16 protein-coding genes are annotated in these 17,823 nt (G+C 59.3%); 5 read left to right on the forward strand and 11 right to left on the reverse strand.

Annotated elements, in window-relative coordinates; all coding sequences use genetic code 11:
• Window positions 1–291 precede the first annotated feature (291 nt).
• The 3 genes from clpB to rluD all read right to left on the reverse strand — a co-directional run bounded on the left by clpB (window position 292) and on the right by rluD (window position 4,715).
• Window positions 292–2,856 carry an ATP-dependent chaperone ClpB gene (gene clpB / locus ACW55A_RS21940; RefSeq protein ID WP_044310104.1) on the reverse strand — a complete coding sequence of 855 codons (2,565 nt, stop codon included), beginning with the start codon at window positions 2,854–2,856 and terminating at the stop codon, window positions 292–294.
• A gap of 171 nt (window positions 2,857–3,027) precedes the next feature.
• Window positions 3,028–3,756: a peptidoglycan editing factor PgeF gene (gene pgeF / locus ACW55A_RS21945; protein ID WP_498811630.1), complete on the reverse strand. Its 729-nt coding sequence runs from the start codon at window positions 3,754–3,756 to the stop codon at window positions 3,028–3,030.
• Complete coding sequence (gene rluD / locus ACW55A_RS21950; RefSeq protein ID WP_002551999.1) at window positions 3,753–4,715, reverse strand: 23S rRNA pseudouridine(1911/1915/1917) synthase RluD; 963 nt, start codon at window positions 4,713–4,715, stop codon at window positions 3,753–3,755. Before rluD ends, pgeF begins: the two co-directional genes overlap by 4 nt.
• A gap of 149 nt (window positions 4,716–4,864) precedes the next feature.
• Between rluD and ACW55A_RS21955 the strand changes: the two genes are divergently transcribed.
• The 4 genes from ACW55A_RS21955 (at window position 4,865) to ACW55A_RS21970 (ending at window position 9,169) form a co-directional block, all read left to right on the forward strand.
• The gene (locus ACW55A_RS21955) at window positions 4,865–5,887 is read left to right on the forward strand and encodes an outer membrane protein assembly factor BamD (protein ID WP_003371138.1); all 1,023 of its coding nucleotides are present in this window, start codon (window positions 4,865–4,867) and stop codon (window positions 5,885–5,887) included.
• 120 nt (window positions 5,888–6,007) lie between these two features.
• Window positions 6,008–6,247, forward strand: coding sequence for a PP0621 family protein (locus tag ACW55A_RS21960; RefSeq protein ID WP_032609810.1), 240 nt, complete (start codon window positions 6,008–6,010; stop codon window positions 6,245–6,247).
• Window positions 6,237–7,829, forward strand: a complete 1,593-nt coding sequence (locus ACW55A_RS21965; protein WP_003435661.1) for a sensor histidine kinase — start codon at window positions 6,237–6,239, stop codon at window positions 7,827–7,829. Before ACW55A_RS21960 ends, ACW55A_RS21965 begins: the two co-directional genes overlap by 11 nt.
• A gap of 2 nt (window positions 7,830–7,831) precedes the next feature.
• On the forward strand, window positions 7,832–9,169 hold the full coding sequence (locus tag ACW55A_RS21970) for a sigma-54-dependent transcriptional regulator (protein ID WP_044310107.1): 1,338 nt from the start codon (window positions 7,832–7,834) through the stop codon (window positions 9,167–9,169).
• A 129-nt stretch (window positions 9,170–9,298) separates the two neighbouring features.
• On the opposite strand, the gene thiO is transcribed toward ACW55A_RS21970, so the two are convergent.
• From thiO to ACW55A_RS22005, 7 genes are read right to left on the reverse strand one after another with little or no spacing between them, the layout of a single operon-like run.
• The gene (gene thiO / locus ACW55A_RS21975) at window positions 9,299–10,402 is read right to left on the reverse strand and encodes a glycine oxidase ThiO (RefSeq protein ID WP_463578505.1); all 1,104 of its coding nucleotides are present in this window, start codon (window positions 10,400–10,402) and stop codon (window positions 9,299–9,301) included.
• A 25-nt stretch (window positions 10,403–10,427) separates the two neighbouring features.
• Window positions 10,428–10,826, reverse strand: coding sequence for a type IV pilin protein (locus tag ACW55A_RS21980; RefSeq protein WP_455809584.1), 399 nt, complete (start codon window positions 10,824–10,826; stop codon window positions 10,428–10,430).
• Between the two features lie 11 nt (window positions 10,827–10,837).
• Window positions 10,838–14,035: a pilus assembly protein gene (locus ACW55A_RS21985; RefSeq protein WP_498811631.1), complete on the reverse strand. Its 3,198-nt coding sequence runs from the start codon at window positions 14,033–14,035 to the stop codon at window positions 10,838–10,840.
• The gene (locus ACW55A_RS21990; RefSeq protein WP_455809586.1) at window positions 14,022–14,516 is read right to left on the reverse strand and encodes a pilus assembly PilX family protein; all 495 of its coding nucleotides are present in this window, start codon (window positions 14,514–14,516) and stop codon (window positions 14,022–14,024) included. The genes ACW55A_RS21985 and ACW55A_RS21990 overlap by 14 nt, the downstream gene beginning before the upstream one ends.
• Window positions 14,517–14,527: 11 nt before the next feature.
• Entirely contained in the window at window positions 14,528–15,235 is a 708-nt protein-coding gene (locus ACW55A_RS21995; RefSeq protein WP_044310110.1) for a PilW family protein, read from the reverse strand.
• Window positions 15,232–15,747 (reverse strand): type IV pilus modification protein PilV, encoded by a 516-nt coding sequence (gene pilV, locus ACW55A_RS22000; RefSeq protein ID WP_054082202.1) that lies wholly within the window; start codon window positions 15,745–15,747, stop codon window positions 15,232–15,234. Before pilV ends, ACW55A_RS21995 begins: the two co-directional genes overlap by 4 nt.
• A complete protein-coding gene (locus ACW55A_RS22005; RefSeq protein ID WP_002551984.1) occupies window positions 15,747–16,220 on the reverse strand; it encodes a GspH/FimT family pseudopilin in 474 nt (157 codons plus the stop codon). Before ACW55A_RS22005 ends, pilV begins: the two co-directional genes overlap by 1 nt.
• Before the next feature lie 131 nt (window positions 16,221–16,351).
• Between ACW55A_RS22005 and ACW55A_RS22010 the strand changes: the two genes are divergently transcribed.
• A complete protein-coding gene (locus ACW55A_RS22010; RefSeq protein ID WP_455809587.1) occupies window positions 16,352–16,852 on the forward strand; it encodes a GspH/FimT family pseudopilin in 501 nt (166 codons plus the stop codon).
• A 6-nt stretch (window positions 16,853–16,858) separates the two neighbouring features.
• On the opposite strand, the gene ispH is transcribed toward ACW55A_RS22010, so the two are convergent.
• Window positions 16,859–17,806 carry a 4-hydroxy-3-methylbut-2-enyl diphosphate reductase gene (gene ispH / locus ACW55A_RS22015; RefSeq protein WP_003318785.1) on the reverse strand — a complete coding sequence of 316 codons (948 nt, stop codon included), beginning with the start codon at window positions 17,804–17,806 and terminating at the stop codon, window positions 16,859–16,861.
• Window positions 17,807–17,823 lie beyond the last annotated feature (17 nt).

Here is a 17,823-nt window from a genome sequence, read left to right on the forward strand (position 1 = left end):
ATCGATTTCAGATTCAACTTTACAACATGTCGCCTTGAAACCAGCTTGCTGTTAACTCGCTGATTTCAATCTCATCGACCTTTCCGCTTCGTTTGTATCGTTGCGTTCACGTCTCTGAGGCGCGCTATTCTACAATTTTAAAAACACCTGTCAACCCTATAAATTGCTTTTTAAGACAATGATTTGCGATTTTTTTTCAGATCGCCTCTCGGGCCTGATTCTACTGCTGACCACGCCTCAAAAAAAGGCCCTCGGTTCGAGGGCCCTTCTATAGAGCGTTAACGAGCGCTGTCAGACAAACGTGATCTCGTCGTCGACCACCTTGCCGGTGATGGTCGTACCGGGCATGAAGCTGCCCGAGAGGATCATCTGCGCCAGCGGGTTCTCGATCCAGCGCTGAATCGCCCGCTTCAGCGGCCGTGCGCCATAGACCGGGTCGTAACCAACGGCGATCAGCTTGTCCAGCGCCTCGGGGCTCAGGGTCATCGACAGCTCGCGCTCGGCCAGACGCTTGCGCAGGCGGCCCAGCTGGATGTCGGTGATACCGGCGATCTGGTCACGCGCCAACGGTTCGAAGATCACCACTTCGTCGATCCGGTTAACGAACTCCGGACGGAAGTGCGTACCGACTGCGTCCATCACTGCAGCACGTTGCGCCTCACGGTCACCGACCAGCTCCTGGATCTGCGCAGAGCCCAGGTTGGAAGTCATGACGATCACGGTATTGCGGAAGTCCACCGTGCGCCCGTGGCTGTCCGTCAGGCGTCCGTCTTCAAGCACCTGCAAGAGGATGTTGAACACATCGGAATGCGCCTTCTCGACCTCATCGAGCAGAATCAGCGAATACGGTTTGCGACGCACGGCTTCGGTCAGGTAGCCGCCCTCTTCGTAACCAACATAGCCTGGCGGCGCACCGATCAGGCGAGCCACGGAATGTTTCTCCATGAACTCGGACATGTCGATACGCACCATCGCCTCTTCGGTGTCGAACAGGAATTCGGCCAGCGCCTTGCACAGTTCGGTCTTGCCCACGCCGGTCGGGCCGAGGAACATGAAGGATCCGCTCGGACGGTTAGGGTCGGAAAGCCCGGCACGCGAACGACGCACGGCATTGGAGACCGCAACCACCGCTTCCTCCTGGCCGATCACCCGGTTGTGCAGCAGGGTTTCCATGCGCAACAGCTTCTCGCGCTCGCCTTCGAGCATCTTCGACACCGGGATACCGGTCCACTTCGACACGACCTCGGCAATTTCTTCCTCGGTCACCTTGCTGCGCAGCAGCTGGTTTTCCGGCTTGCCGTGCTGGTCGACCATTTGCAGGCTGCGTTCCAGGTCGGGAATGATCCCGTACTGCAACTCGGCCATGCGGTTCAGATCGCCCCGGCGGCGCGCGGCTTCCAGTTCCTGGCGAGACTGTTCGATTTTCTGCTGGATCTGTGCCGAGCCGGTGACCTCGGCTTTTTCCGAGGTCCAGATTTCTTCAAGGTCCGCGTACTCAAGCTCAAGACGCTGGATTTCACCCTGAAGTTTTTCCAGCCGCTTGATCGCCGCTTCGTCCTTTTCCTTCTTGAGGGCCTGAGCTTCTACTTTCAGCTGGATCAGGCGACGTTCAAGGCGGTCGAGTACTTCAGGCTTGGAGTCGATCTCCATGCGAATACGGCTGGCCGCTTCGTCGATCAGGTCGATGGCCTTGTCCGGCAACTGGCGGTCAGTGATATAGCGGTGGCTCAGCTTGGCCGCTGCGATGATCGCGCCGTCAGTGATAGCGACCTTGTGGTGCACTTCGTAGCGCTCTTTCAGGCCACGCAGGATCGCAATGGTGTCTTCTTCGCTTGGCTCGTCGACCAGGACTTTCTGGAATCGACGCTCAAGCGCCGCATCCTTCTCTATATATTGGCGGTACTCGTTGAGCGTGGTGGCGCCGACACAATGCAGCTCGCCGCGCGCCAGTGCAGGTTTGAGCATGTTGCCAGCGTCCATCGAGCCTTCGCCCTTGCCGGCGCCGACCATGGTGTGCAGCTCGTCGATGAACAGGATGATCTGGCCTTCCTGCTTGGACAGTTCGTTGAGCAGCGATTTGAGGCGCTCCTCGAACTCGCCACGGTACTTGGCACCGGCGATCAGCGCGCCCATGTCCAGCGACAGCAAGCGCTTGCCGCGCAGGCCATCGGGCACTTCACCATTGATGATGCGCTGCGCCAGGCCCTCGGCAATGGCGGTCTTGCCCACGCCTGGTTCGCCGATCAGCACCGGGTTGTTCTTGGTGCGGCGCTGCAGGACCTGAATGGTGCGACGAATCTCGTCATCACGACCGATCACCGGGTCGAGCTTGCCCTCTTCGGCACGCTTGGTCAGGTCAACGGTGTACTTGTCCAGCGCCTGACGCGACTCTTCGACGTTCGGGTCATTCACGGCACCTTCGCCGCGCAGGTTGTTGATGGCGTTTTCCAGAGCTTTCTTGCTGACGCCCTGCCCCAGCAACAATTTGCCGAGCTTGCTGTTCTCGTCCATTGCCGCGAGCAGCACCAGCTCGCTGGAAATGAACTGGTCGCCTTTCTGCTGCGCCAGACGGTCAGCCTGATTGAGCAGGCGCGCCAGATCCTGCGACATGTTGACGTCGCCGGTCGGGTTCTGGATTTTTGGCAGGCGATCCAGCTCTGCACTCAGTTCCTTACGCAGGCTGTTGATGTCGAAGCCTACCTGCAACAGCAGAGGCTTGATGGAACCGCCCTGCTGCTCAAGCAGCGCCTGCATCAAGTGCGCAGGTTCGATGGCGGGATGGTCGAGGCCAACGGCCAGCGACTGGGAATCGGATAACGCTAACTGTAATTTACTGGTCAATCTGTCGATACGCATTAGTCACCTTCCTTTAATGCAGGCCGGAGCAATGAACACACCTATAAAGAAAACCTGCTGAATAGCCAGTTAGATGCGGACGATTCTGCGCGTTTCAAGCGGGCCGGGGTTGATACAGATCAGACGAGTGTTCAGGCAAGTCTAGCTGGAATGTGCAAAACAGCCCGGCAATCAGGCGTGTTCGATCCATATCAGCGAAGCGAAGCGGCCAGTGCGCGCGGCACGCCTGTAGGAAAAGAAGCGCGGGTCGGTGAAGGTATCCAGCCCGCCGCCATACACGGCAGAGACACCTTGGGCTGCCAGTCTTAACCGGGCGAGCGCGTAGATGTCGGCCATGAAACGATCAGGATTCGAACTGGCGACAAACGCAGCGGCTGTCTGCGGGTGACTGGCGGTAAAGGCCTCGCGCACCTCGGGGCCGACTTCGAAAGACGGCTGACCGATAGACGGTCCCAGCCAGACCATGATGTCTTCGGGAGCACTCTGCAGGCTGTTGGCCGTCGCTTCCAGCACCCCGGCCGCCAGCCCGCGCCAGCCGGCATGCGCAGCAGCCACACGCGTACCGTCACGACGACAGAACAGCGCGGGCAGGCAGTCGGCGGTCATGATGGTGCAGGCAACGCCAGGCGTGCTCGTCCAGCTGGCATCGGCCTCGACGACGCGGGATGGATCGGCAGGTACGACGTCTACGCCGTGCACCTGCTTCAACCAGGCGGGCTGAGCCTTGAGACTGGCGGTCAGGCGCTGGCGATTGCTCGCCACGGCCTTTGGGCTGTCATCGACGTGATCGCCCAGATTGAAGCTGTCGAACGGGGCCAGGCTGACCCCACCCGAGCGAGTGGTAACGCAGGACTTGATCTGTGCTGGCGCAGGCCAGTCAGGTATCAGCCAGTCATTCACCCGATGAACGCCTCGCGATCCTGCTTGAGCAGGGACAGCAACCAGACGAAATCGTCCGGCAATGGCGATTCCCAGCTCATGCGCTTACCGGTGGTCGGATGATCCAGCTCCAGGAAGCGGGCATGCAACGCCTGCCGCGGGAAGGTCTTGAGCGAATCGACCATGGTCAGGCTGGCCGCTGGCGGAATACGGAAACGACCGCCGTAGGCAGGGTCGCCGACCAACGGATAGTTGATATGCGCCATGTGCACGCGAATCTGGTGGGTACGCCCGGTTTCCAGCTTGACCCGTACATGGGTGTGCGAACGGAAGCGCTCCAGCACGCGGTAATGACTGACCGCCTGCTTGCCGCCCTCCATCACCGCCATGCGCTGGCGCTGCTGACCGTGACGGCCGATGGGCGCGTCGATCTTGCCGCCTGCGGTCACCACGCCGATCACGATGCACTCGTAGATACGGCTGACACTGCGACTCTGCAACTGGGTAACCAGCTGTGTCTGCGCCTGAATGGTCTTGGCGACCACCATCAGGCCGGTGGTGTCCTTGTCCAGACGGTGCACGATGCCGGCACGCGGAACATTGATGATGTCCGGTACATGGTGCAGCAGGGCGTTGAGCAACGTGCCGTCGGCATGACCGGCAGCCGGATGCACCACCAGCCCGGCGGGCTTGTTGATGACGAGGATCTGGTCGTCTTCATAGATGATGTCGAGCTCGATGTCCTGAGCGACCCATTCACCCTGGGCCTCCTGCTCGGCAATCAGCTCGAGAACAGCGCCACCGTGCACGATGTCGCGAGGGCGCAGAACGCCTCCGTCCACAGTCAGGCGGCCGTCCTTGATCCAGGCGGAAAGGCGCGAGCGCGAGTGCTCAGCGAATAATTGTGCGGCGACTTGATCGAGGCGTTGACCGCCCAATTCGGACGGCACCTCTGCGCGAAGTTCTATATTTTCGGACATGACCAGACTAGGTGGCGGCTAGCCTTTGGTTTCGGCAGCGCGCTTGTGGTTAAATACGGCGTCTTTTGTCCCGCCGGTATCGCGGGGCGCTCATCATAACAGGACGGCCCCGCCCAAGACAGCAGGCCGTTATAGGGACGCAAGCCGCCATGCAAGTGAAACACCTGCTGCTGATCGCCATCCTCGCATTGACTGCGGCCTGTTCGTCGAAGGAAGTCATCGACGAAAACCTCAGCGAAGTCGAGCTGTACCAGCAGGCGCAGGCCGACCTGGGAAATAACAGCTATAACAGTGCCACTGAGAAGCTCAAGGCGCTGGAATCTCGCTATCCGTTCGGTCGCTACGCCGATCAGGCTCAGCTCGAGTTGATCTACTCGAACTACAAGAATGGTGAACCCGAAGCAGCCAAATCCGCTGCCGAGCGTTTCATCCGCCTGCATCCGCAGCACCCGAACGTCGACTATGCGTATTACATGAAGGGCCTGACCTCCTTCGACCAGGACGTGGGCCTCCTGGCGCGCTTCCTGCCGCTGGACCAGACCAAGCGTGACCCGGGTGCTGCACGTGACTCGTTCAACGAATTCGCCCAGTTGACCAGCCGCTTTCCGAACAGTCGCTATGCGCCTGACGCCAAGCAGCGCATGATTTACCTGCGCAACCTGCTGGCGTCCTACGAAATCCACGTAGCCGACTACTACCTGACCCGTCAGGCCTATGTCGCCGCCGCCAACCGTGGCCGCTATGTAGTGGAAAACTTCCAGGAGACGCCTTCGGTCGGCGACGGTCTGGCGGTGATGGTCGAGTCCTATCAGCGTCTGCACCTTGACGACCTGGCTGCCACCAGCCTGGAAGTGCTGAAGACCAACTACCCGAACCACCCGCAACTGGCTGACGGCAAGTTCACCCCGCGTGAAGCCGAGGCCGATAACCGCTCATGGCTGTCGAAAGCGACCCTTGGCCTGATCGACGGCAGCGCTCCACTGCCACCGGGCCAGACCCGCGCCGATCAGGACATGAAGAAGCAGTACCAGGACGCCAAGGATTCCATTCCGAAAGAACTGCTGCCGGAGAATCAGGCCGAGCTGGACGAACAGGCGGAAAAAGACGCCGAAGCGAAAGGCACCAAGAGCCGTTCGTGGTTCAGCTACATGACCCTGGGTCTGTTCGACTGATCCTGAGTGCATAAAAAAAAGAGGCCTTCGGGCCTCTTTTTTTGTGCATCAATTTTGCCCCTGTGCGCCCGCTCGCGGCTTGGCTACACTGCGCCATCGTCAATCACTAAGCTGGTAGTCATGGTTCGCTTACTTATGTGGGTCGCGTTGATCGCGGCGTTGGTCTGGTTCGTCAAGCGTCTGATCAATCCCCCCAAGCCGAAATCCCGCGCCGAGCCGCCTGAACTGGCCTCGACACCCATGGTGCGATGCGCGCAGTGTGGCGTTCATCTGCCGCAGGATCGTGCGCTGAGCCAGGCACAGCAATGGTATTGCAGCGAGGCACACCGGCTGCAGGGCCCCGCGGCACGTGACCGCTGACTCACCGTCCCTTGTCAGCCCGCAGGCGCAGCGGATTCTGCGGCTGTACCACCTCTATCGACTGACCATCGGCGTTGTACTGGTCCTGTTGATTTCCAGCAGCCTGGAAACCGAGCTGCTGCAACTGGCCAACCCGAACCTGTTCCGCTCGGGCTGCTGGTTGTATCTGGTGTTCAACATTCTGGTCGTCGTGCTGCTGGAACGCCCCAGCCGTCAGGCACAGTTTTTCGGCCTGGCGATGACCGACGCGATCATGCTCTCCGCGCTGTTCTATGCAGCCGGCGGGCCCTCCAGCGGTATCGGCAACCTGTTGATTGCCTCGGTAGCGATCAGCAATGTGTTGCTGCGCGGCCGTATCGGCTTGTTGATCGCTGCGGTTTCGGCCATCGGCATCATCTACCTGACGTTCTACATCAGCTTCGGCACACCTTCGGTTTCCAACGACTACGTGCAGGCTGGCTCGCTGGGCGCCTTGTGCTTCGCCGCCGCCCTGCTGGTGCAGGCGCTGACAGCGCGCATGCAGGTCAGCGAGGTACTGGCCGAGCAGCGCGCGGCGGATGTCGACAGCCTCGAGGCACTCAACGCACTCATTCTGCAACGCATGCGTACCGGCATTCTGGTGCTGGATGCCAATCACCAGGTACTGCTGGCCAATCAGGGGGCCTTGCACCTGCTGGGCCAGGAACAACTGGTCGGCCAGCTCATCGACACCTGCTCGCCACAACTGGTCGAACGCCTGCGCCAGTGGCTCGTCAATCCGATCATGGTGCCGCGCAGCATCACCACCGCCCCCGTGGGGCTGGTACTGCAACCGAGCTTCGCCACACTCAACCGTGGCGATCAGCGTCAGACGCTGGTTTTTCTCGAAGACCTGTCGCAGATTGCCCATCAGGCGCAGCAGCTCAAGCTTGCCGCACTGGGACGCCTGACCGCCGGGATTGCCCACGAAATACGCAACCCGCTGGGTGCCGTCAGTCATGCGGCGCAGTTGCTTAATGAATCGGAAGAGCTCAGTGCAGCGGATCGACGCCTGGGGCAGATCATTCATGAGCAGTCGGGACGCATTGATCGGGTCATCGAAAATGTCCTGCAATTGTCGCGCAGACGCGAAGCGCAACCCGAACTGCTCGATCTGAAAACCTGGCTGGAACACTTTGTCGCTGAATTTCGCAGTTCCGCTGCGCCCAATCAGTCGATTCATGTCGACATAAGCCCCGGCACGCTGACAACCCGCATGGATTCTGGACAACTGACGCAAATCATGACCAACCTGTTGCAGAACGGCCTGCGCTACAGCGGCAAAAATCATCCATCAGCACAGGTCTGGCTGAAACTGCACAATGACCCCAGAAGCGAGCTGCCTACGCTGGAAGTGCTGGACGACGGGCCGGGGGTCAGCGAGCAACACCTGAGCAAGATCTTCGAACCGTTTTTCACCACAGAGAGCAAAGGCACCGGCCTTGGTCTATATCTGTCACGTGAACTGTGCGAAAGCAATCAGGCGCACCTGGAATATGCGCCCCGCCCCACGGGTGGCAGTTGCCTGCGCATTACCTTCGCCCACCCGTTCAAGACGAGCTGAGCATGACCCAACGGCAAAAAATCCTGATAGTCGATGATGAGCCGGATATTCGCGAACTCCTTGAGATCACGCTGGGGCGCATGAAACTCGACACCCGCAGTGCCCGTAACGTCGCTGAAGCGCACGACTGGCTGGCCCGCGAACCGTTCGACATGTGCCTGACCGACATGCGTTTGCCTGACGGTAATGGCCTTGAGCTGGTGCAACACATACAGCACGGCTACCCCCACGTGCCGGTGGCGATGATCACTGCCCACGGCAATCTGGACACGGCGATCAACGCACTGAAGGCCGGGGCTTTCGACTTTGTGACCAAGCCGGTCGACCTCGGCAGGTTGCGCGAGCTGGTCAATAGCGCGCTGAGCCTGCCCGGCGCACCACCCACGCGAAGCATCGACAACCGCCTGCTGGGCGACTCGCTGGCAATGCGTACCTTGCGCAATCAGATCGGCAAGCTGGCCCGCAGCCAGGCGCCGATCTACATCAGCGGCGAGTCGGGCAGCGGCAAGGAGCTTGTAGCGCGTCTGATCCACGAGCAGGGTCCGCGCATCGACAAACCTTTCATACCGGTGAACTGCGGCGCCATTCCTTCCGAGCTGATGGAGAGCGAATTTTTCGGCCATCGCAAAGGCAGCTTCAGCGGTGCCCACGAAGACAAGCCCGGTCTGTTTCAGGCGGCGCACACCGGCACGCTGTTTCTCGATGAGGTCGCCGACCTGCCGCTGGCCATGCAGGTCAAACTGCTGCGCGCCATTCAGGAAAAATCCATCCGCAGCGTCGGCGGCCAGCAAGAGCAGATCGTGGACGTACGTATTCTGTGTGCCACCCACAAGAACCTGAATGCAGAGGTCGCGGCCGGTCGGTTTCGTCAGGATCTTTATTACCGATTGAACGTGATCGAAGTGCGTGTGCCCCCGTTGCGCGAGCGCCGTGAGGATATCGACCAACTGGCAGCCAGCGTGCTCAAGCGCCTTGCCGGGAACGGCGCACAACCCGTCGCACGCCTGAACGCGCAGGCGCTGGAAACGCTGAAGAGCTACCGCTTCCCCGGTAACGTGCGCGAACTGGAAAACATGCTGGAGCGCGCCTACACGCTGTGCGAGAACGATGAAATCCACGCCAGCGACCTGCGCCTGACAGAGTCCGCCAGCCCTCAGGAGAGCGACGGCCCGAGCCTGGCCGACATCGACAACCTTGAAGACTACCTGGAAAGCATCGAACGCCAGCTCATCCTGCAGGCACTGGAAGAAACACGCTGGAATCGCACTGCGGCGGCAGAAAGGCTCAGTTTGTCGTTCAGGTCACTGCGCTATCGCCTGAAGAAGCTGGGCCTGGATTGAATGCGTTGCGCGGCGAAAAACGTGTGACGCAGAGCGTCACGAAAGGCGTTCCCACGCGGGAGCGTGCGGAACGATAGGTGCGCGAGAGAACACCATCGTGCCCCACGCCCCGAATGACCGAGAGGATGGCTAGCCTGCCAGGCGCCCCGCAGGCGCGTAGGGTGCGGGGTCGATGATGGGCTCGCGGTCCAGCAGCAGGTCAGTGATCAACTGGCAAGACGCCGGAGCCAGCACCAGGCCGTTGCGGTAATGCCCGCAGTTGAGCCACAGGCCGTCAAAACCTTCCAGCGGGCCAATGAACGGGATGCCCTCAGGCGAGCCAGGGCGCAGGCCTGCCCATTGGGCGACGGGCTCGGCGTGGGCCAATGGCGGAAGCAATTCGACGGCCGACGCCTTCAAACTTTCCAATGCGGCCTGCGTGGTGGTTTTGTCGAACCCTTCATGCTCCAGGGTGCTGCCGATCAGGATATGCCCATCACGACGCGGGATCGCGTAGCGCCCTTTCGCCAGTACCATGCTCGACAGAAAGTCCGATGCACACTTGTAGAGAATCATCTGGCCTTTTACCGGCTCGACCGGCAGTTCCAGACTCAGGGTCTTGAGCAACTCGCCGCTCCACGCACCCGCCGCCAGAATCACCCGATCACCGGTGATATCCCCTGCAGACGTCTGCACACCCGAAATCCTGCTGCCTTCACGGGTAAAGCCGCTGACTTCACAGTGCTCGCGAATCTCGACATTGGGCAATGCCAGCAGGGCGGCCTTGAGCGATTTGACCAGACGGGGATTACGTACGTTGGCCACATCGGCCATGTAGATCGCCCGCGAATAGCCCTCACCCAGCACCGGCACGGCATCATTCACCGCCGAGATATCCACGCGGTTCAACGAACGTTTTTCGCGGGCAGCCCATTCAAGCGCAGACTGCTCGTCATCAAGATCGAGCCAGTACAGGCCAGTCCTGTGCACTTCAGGGTCAATGCCGGTCTGTGCGAGCAAACGCTCGGCGAGGTGCGGGTAGAAGTCCTGCGACCAATGCGCCAGCGCGGTGACCGCAGTGCTGTAGCGCCACGGGTAAAGCGGCGAGACAATCCCGCCGCCTGCCCAGGAAGACTCCTGGCCAACGCCCGAACGATCCAGCAGCACGACGCTGACCCGCTCGGAGGCGAGATTGAAGGCGGTCAGCAGACCTATGACGCCACCGCCTACGATGACTACTTTCTGCTTGGACATCTTGGTCTCGTGACAAGGAAACGGTTTAGCGGCCCCAACAATCTTTGGCAGTGACGCCGCTGGTTGCGCCCGTGTTGGTACGCGCCCCGGTGTTAGTGATCACGAAACTGCCGCACTTGTCGCCAGCCATCAGCGTACCTGCGCGAGGGTCAGCTGTCAGGGTGAAGTCGGTGGCAGTTAGGGTCGGCGTTATACTGTAGTACGTATTACCTCCGCTCACGGTGGCCCCTACGTAAGTGGCCGCTCGTGAATAATACCGCTCCAGCGCCTGGCTTTGCTCGGACAGCAGGCTGGCAATCGCCGACCGCTGGGTACGCTTCACGTACTCGGTGTAACTGGGGTACGCGATGGCCGCCAGAATACCGACAATCGCCACGACGATCATGAGTTCGATCAACGTAAAGCCCCTGGATGTCGCTCGCATGTCTAGTTTCCCTATTGGATTTGTCGCCACATGATGCGCTGGAAGACGTTGGCGCTACCGCCCTTCTCAGTAATCTTGGTGGGCGTGCCGCCGCTGGAGTCAATCACGTACTTGTTATCGTTGGCCCCATTGGTACCGGCAACGATAGAAGCCACTACCGGGATACCGGTACCGATACCGAGACCGCCAATGATCAAATCCGAAGAGTTGATATCGCCGTCATTGTTGGTATCCAGTACCTGGTAATTAAGCATGCTGCCAGTCGCGGCGTTCAGCTCGAACAAGCGCCCGGTCCCGGTGCTTTCGCAGGGGTCGGTAGAGTTGACGGCTGCCGTGGTGAAGATGATACGACCGCGAGAGGTTTGTGCCGGATAGATAATCCGCTCGCCGACATAGGGGGCCGTGGTTGCCAACGGCAGGTACCAGCCTTTCTTGGTGCCCCAATCCACATCATTGGAAGTCGTGGTGTAATACGTATTGCCACTTCCGACTACCGTCCCGTTAATGGCCTGGGGCTGCAGATTGGCCTCAACGATGTTGCCTGAACCGTTGTCGCCATCCCAGATGGCATAGAAATCCTGCAACGAGCTGGTCTGCTTGTCCGCAGTTTCGCTGAATTTCCCGGTACCGAAATACACGATCTTGCCGTTGAGTGGATGGTCCAGCAACAAGGGCTGAACGGTAATCGACTGACTGGCTCCCTGAGGTGCAGTGAACAGGGGTGAGCCATTGAAAGCGACTTTCCAGCTGGATGCTGCGGCCCCGCTCATGTCGAACTTCCAAAGGCGGCCCTTGAGATCGCCCGCATAGGCTGCTTGAACGACATTCTGCGAATTGACCCGAAGTTTCACCGAAGACAACCCGTTATCCGTTTCGCTGCCAGTGACCGGAGTCGGAATTTCGGCAATGAACTGTCCGGTGTTGGCGTTGAGTACATACAGGGACGCCCTCCCGGTAAAACTGCCGTAACCGTTGCCCACAACAACGATCCCGGTGCCATCGGCCATACGTGCTACATCCGGCTTGGAGTAGGTGTATCCAAGGTTGTTGAACTTGTTGTTGGTGTCTGAAGTGTCGGGAGCCTTGACCTCCCACAATGCCCCGATGCTGTCTGCCGAACCTTCGAAAAGCTTGATCGCAAAAAAAGCCTTGCCGCCAGCGCCCAGCCCGGAATACGCCACCGTGCGCCATACACTCCCTGCGGATGCCTGCGTATCGAAGACTGCAATCTGACCATCCACCGTGAAACGGTGAACGCCGGAACCGTAGGAAGAGGATGAAATGGTCGCCAATGAACTCAGAGACGTGGACGGCATATACGCGTATTTACGCGCACCGGAGCTGGCGTCGATCACATTGAAGAAGCCATCGTTGGCGTTGGCCAGCAGGCTGGAACTCATGTTGCTGGACTTGGCAGAAAGGTACGTCGTGTAAGTGGTGTCGCCGAGCAAATCAGACGCCGTCTTCTCTGTCGGCAGCCCGGCACCCAATGATGAATTGACGATATCGCCCAAGAGCGTGGCACGAGTACGAAGCTTGGCATTGGCCGTGCCTTTGGCCCAGGCAATAACCTCCGCGCCGGTCACTCCGCTCGGCAGCGTAGCGGTAAAGGCATCGCGTTGCGCCTGCGTGAAATTCAGAAAATCCAGGGTGATTTTCGTCGGTGTCGCCGCTGTGCTCCATGACTCGAACACAGGCGCCTTGGTGCTGCTGGTGATCGTGGTATCGGTGGTCCAGACAGGGGCGCTCAGCGCTCCTGTCGTAGCGTCCAGATTGTAAGCCTTGATCGTGCCATGCCAGTCCGTCGGGTCATAAAGCGTCTGGTAGAAGCGGCTGCCCGCCTGAAGGGTGGACGAGTTTGCCACGCCACCGCCGCCCGAACCGGCCTTGGCATAGATATCGCTCAATGCGAGGTTCAAGGCGTTGTTCAAACCGGCGCTGTCATTGGTCTGGAAATACTTGCCGTGCCCATGGTTATTGTCAGCAGCGTCTATCAGCATCTGGTTGGCGGCTGTGAAACCAATGGTGTAGGTAGTCATGTTCTGTTGAGAGAAGCCGTCTGTGTCCCAACTTTTCTTGGTCAGGTCAGTGGCAGGTGTACTGCTCGCTCTTCGCATGTCGATGTCATAGGCGAACTTGGCGAGGTCGTCCAGATAAAGCGTATCGCCCTCACCATCACCATTAAGATTGGCCCCGTCATTGGCCGCATTCAAGTCCCAATTAGGCAGTGAGCGTGAGGTATTGAGTACATCCTCCGGATCGTTGGTCGGGAACGTCCGATCGTATGTCGGCAAGCCGTCAGTGATCACCACGCCAAAGTTTTTCTGGCACCGGTACTGTATAGGGCTGGTGTAGGTCGTCGGTGCCCCGCTATAACCGTAATACGGGGTCATGCCCCGAAAGTAGCGGGTTATCTCATAATACGTTTCGGCCAACGGCGTATTGGAGTCGCCTCGCAGTGCACTGATGGCCGCATTGAGGGCAGTGACATTATCGTTTGCATCAGCCTGGCTGACACCGCCGTTGTTGTAAGGGTTACTGGCGACAGGGGACAGGTCTGCAACAGGTCTGGAAATCTTCCCTCCACGCCCGGGATCAGCGTTGGTCGGCGGGTTGAACCCGGCCAGACCGATTCTCAGGGATTTGTTGTTGGCAACGAGGTTCAATGAAACGTTGCGCGCGACATTGATACGGTAATCGTTGGGAATGATGTTATTGACGGTGAAGTCTTTGGTAGTTGTGTTGGCGGCCCGCGTCAGGTCAACCAGATAAGAGAGGTAATCTGCAGTGTAGCGAGTGGTGCTCTCGTTGCCGGCCGGATCGGGCAACTTCAGGCAGTAACCCACGTTGTCACGCGCAACGTAGGTGTAATCGCTTCTGCACGTGTAAGGCCCGGCAGAGTCCAGCGAGAGCGTGTCGTCGCCCTGAATGGAGACGCCTCTGCAGTTAAAAAGACCGCATGACCCAGGCTGCGCATAGATAATCGAGGGACGATTGGTCACCGTCGGATCAAAGCCGGCGGCCCAGATGATGTTGTACATACTCCCGGAGTTATCCACCAGTAGCATCAGGTTAGGCGGCACGGCCGACGCACTGAGCAACGGTACTTGTGCTGGCGTAAACGCATACACGGGCGTAAGGGCATAAAAAGCCAAAAGCGCACCGCCGAGATACTTCAGGCTGCGACGGAGTTTCTCAGCAATTGGCATAAATACTCTCCAGCACCGTGCGCGACGTGCCTTGAATAGCGACTGATGTCACGCGATAGAGCGTTACTGTCCCGGTACAGATCGGTGGCCGATTCACAGGTGTCGCAGTGGTCCCCAGATTCTGTATACCGTAAAAGCCACCACCTGCTGCTGCCAGCCAGCTCACCCCGGACGCCCCCACTCCCGCGGCGGTCAGCGTGGTTGATTCAGCGGGTGGGGCGCAGTTTGTACACTTGGCCAGCGTGTATCCGGCCACCTTGATCGAAGACTCACCCAGCCTTAATGCCGCTTCGGCCTTCTGGAAGGATTGATTGCGCAGGGTGACGCTTCCCGCCATCTTTTCCTGCAGCGTGGCGTTCTGCATGGAAGAGATACCCAGCAGAGTGAGCAGCAGCAGAAACACCAGACTGACCAGCAACACCATACCGCCCTGCCGTGCAGGGAAAGCCTGTATCGATTTGAATCGCACGATCCTGTTCATGCCCAGCCCGTTCAAAAGCGATTACGCAAGTAAGCGACAACGTTGTACTGCTGAGGCTTGACGATGCCGTTCTGCCCATCCTGCAGCGTCAGGCTGATACGCACACTGCGCACAGCGTCGGCGTTGGCCTTGGTAACAGCCGTGGTATAGGACATCGGGTTACCCGTCATGCCGAAAGAAACACTGAAGTCCGCGACGTTCTGCAACAGCGGCTGCGGAGTGCCGTCCGTGCCATATTTTATGGTCAAGTCTGTTCCGCTGAGCGTGTAGACCAACTGCCGCAACGGAAAGGCCGTCTGCCCCGCATCTGGCGCACGAGTACTGGCGTAAATCTGCGTCTTGGACTGACAGTCTGAAACGATGGTCCAGGTGGGCGTACTGCCTGTGGTCCCCACGTCGGCAGTCACCAGCGTCAGCGTCTTGCTCGGATTATCCCAGAGAATTGGAGTATCCAGTGCGATCGGCCACTGGATAGCAGGAGATACAGGCGTGTTGTTTTTGAAGCTCAGGCAGCCATACATGCCGGTCATCCTGATTTCCTGAATCAGTTTGCTCAGCAGGAAACGCGCATCCTCCTGCATCCGCGCTGCGGCATTCTGGCTCTGGTAGGTGCCTCTGGCAGCCGTGAATATCTGCACGATACCCAGGCTGACCACCAGCCCCAGGACCAGCGCCACCATGATTTCGACCAGACCGAAGCCTCTGGAAAGCTTTCTCATGGGTTGACCCCGATCCGCGAGGTCAGTGTAAAACTCCGGTTGGTCGGGCTGCCGGTCGTGTTCCCGGTTGCCTGATTGCTTGATCCCGCAGCCCTTGTGTCGCTCCAGCCGATGTTAATGGTGACTTCAGGAGCTCCGGTGATATCAATGCTGCCGGTACCGCTCGAGCCTGCAAAGTTGATGATGTTGCCTCTGAAATCAGAGAGATCCTGCGCTCTGGCATCGTTCGGATTGGCCGCTGGCGCCGCATCCAGATTCGCCAAGGCATAAGTCGCCAGTACATTGGTCGACCCATTGGCACTGGCATTACCATCAACATTGGCACGGATGCGGTCCATCATGTCGTAAGCAATGAAGCTCGCCTGACTGCTCATGGTCGCGCTGTCGGTGTACTTGAGCGCGTTGAGCTGAATGGCCGCGGCGCCCAGCAGGCCGATGGCCAGAATCAATACCGAGACCAGTACCTCGATCAAGGTCATACCGGTCTGGCGATATCGGGTTTCACCAGCCATTAGCAGCCTCCACCCAAGGTGATACGACCGGTCAGACAGACCTTTATGGTTTTGCTAATGGTGCCTCGGGTGTAAGTCATGGTCACCGCCGCAGCCGGGGCAATGAGCGCGCCCAGGTTGTTGAAATCAATTGCTGTGGCATTGTTATCGGCCACCAGCGTGGCGCCGCTGCTCATGGCCGCTATTTTTCGCAGCGCAGTGGGCGTCGTCTGAGTATCGGAAACCAGATACACCTGCAATTCGTTGGTCCACGCCGTCCCGCTGGTCGGCGCTATACGCACCGCCACTCCCCTGTTTATCGCCTCGAGTCGCGCATAGTTGAGCGCCCGCTGCAAATCGCTGAGTTCGGTATCGGCCTTGTTGCTCTGGATGGAGCTGGTGAAATTCGGGATAGCGATAGCCGCCAGGATGCCCACCAGGGACACAGTGACTAACAATTCGATGAGGCTGAATCCCTTGGCTATATGACGCATTGAGTGTCTCCTAGACATTACGACTATAAGGCAGCAACGCCGCTGGAAAATCCATAGCGGGACGTACGGTTGTTTTGCGACGACGAACGCCCGCAGTGTGTTGAAACGGCGGTTTCCAGGGAGGAAAGCATATGAAGCATGCAGGATTCACACTGATCGAATTATTGATCGTCGTTGCACTGGTGGCCATCCTGGCCAACGTCGCAACCCCCTCTTTCAAGGAACTCATCGATTCCAGCCGAGGCCTTGCGACCGCCCGGGAGCTGGCCAGCGGCATTCGTTCGGCGAGAGCGGCCGCAATCACACGCAACCAGATCATTACGCTTCATGCCATCGAGAACGACTGGAGCAACGGCTGGCGGATCATACTCGACGCAGATGGCAAAGGTCCCGACGAAAACGATCCGGTGCTGATCGAACGCGCCAATAGCGGCACAACGCGAGTGGTCGATAACCGCAAGCGTGTAGAGGAAATCAGTTTCAACGGTTTGGGGACGTTACGGCGCAGAACCGCCAGGACGTTGCACGTTTGCGCTGCAGACCAGCCGGTGAGCAACTATCGAGTGATAGTCGCACCGGCCGGCCGCGTGAGGGTCGAGGACACGAAAATCGATGCAGCGCTGTGTGGCTGAATAGCCTCAGAGCAGCGACTTGACGCGCAATTCCTTGGGCATGGAGAAGGTGATGTTCTCCTCGCGGCCGGCAAGCTCATCCGCACCGGTCGCGCCCCAGGCCTGCAATTGCTGGATCACGCCGCGCACCAGCACTTCGGGGGCCGAAGCGCCCGCAGTTATACCAATACGCTCTACACCGTCGAACCAGCCCTGTTGCATGTCTTCGGCGCCGTCGATGAGGTAGGCCGGAGTCGCCATGCGCTCGGCCAGCTCGCGCAGGCGATTGGAGTTGGAGCTGTTCGGGCTGCCCACCACCAACACCACATCGCACTCATCGGCCAGTTGCTTGACCGCGTCCTGACGGTTTTGCGTGGCGTAGCAGATGTCGTCCTTGCGCGGCCCGCCAATGGCCGGAAAGCGCTTGCGCAAGGCATCGATCACCCGGCTGGTGTCATCCATGGACAAGGTGGTCTGGGTCACGAAGGCCAGGGCTTCAGGGTTGCGCACCTGCAGGCTGGCAACATCCTCTTCGTCCTCGACCAGATAGATCGCGCCGCCATTGGCAGCATCGTACTGACCCATGGTGCCTTCGACTTCCGGGTGACCGGCGTGGCCGATCAGGATGCACTCGCGGCCGTCGCGGCTGTAACGGGCGACCTCGATATGTACCTTGGTCACCAGCGGACAGGTAGCATCGAACACTTTCAGACCACGGCCTGCAGCTTCGGTACGCACAGCCTGGGAGACACCGTGGGCGCTGAAGATAACGATGACGTCGTCCGGCACCTGATCCAGCTCTTCGACGAAGATCGCACCGCGAGAGCGCAGGTCTTCGACGACAAATTTGTTGTGAACAACTTCATGGCGCACATAAATCGGCGGACCAAACACTTCCAGAGCGCGATTGACGATTTCGATCGCGCGGTCCACTCCGGCACAAAAGCCGCGGGGGTTGGCGAGTTTGATTTGCATGCGGTGCCTCATGGTTG

The sequence above is a fragment of the Plantibacter cousiniae (nom. nud.) genome (assembly GCF_977070315.1).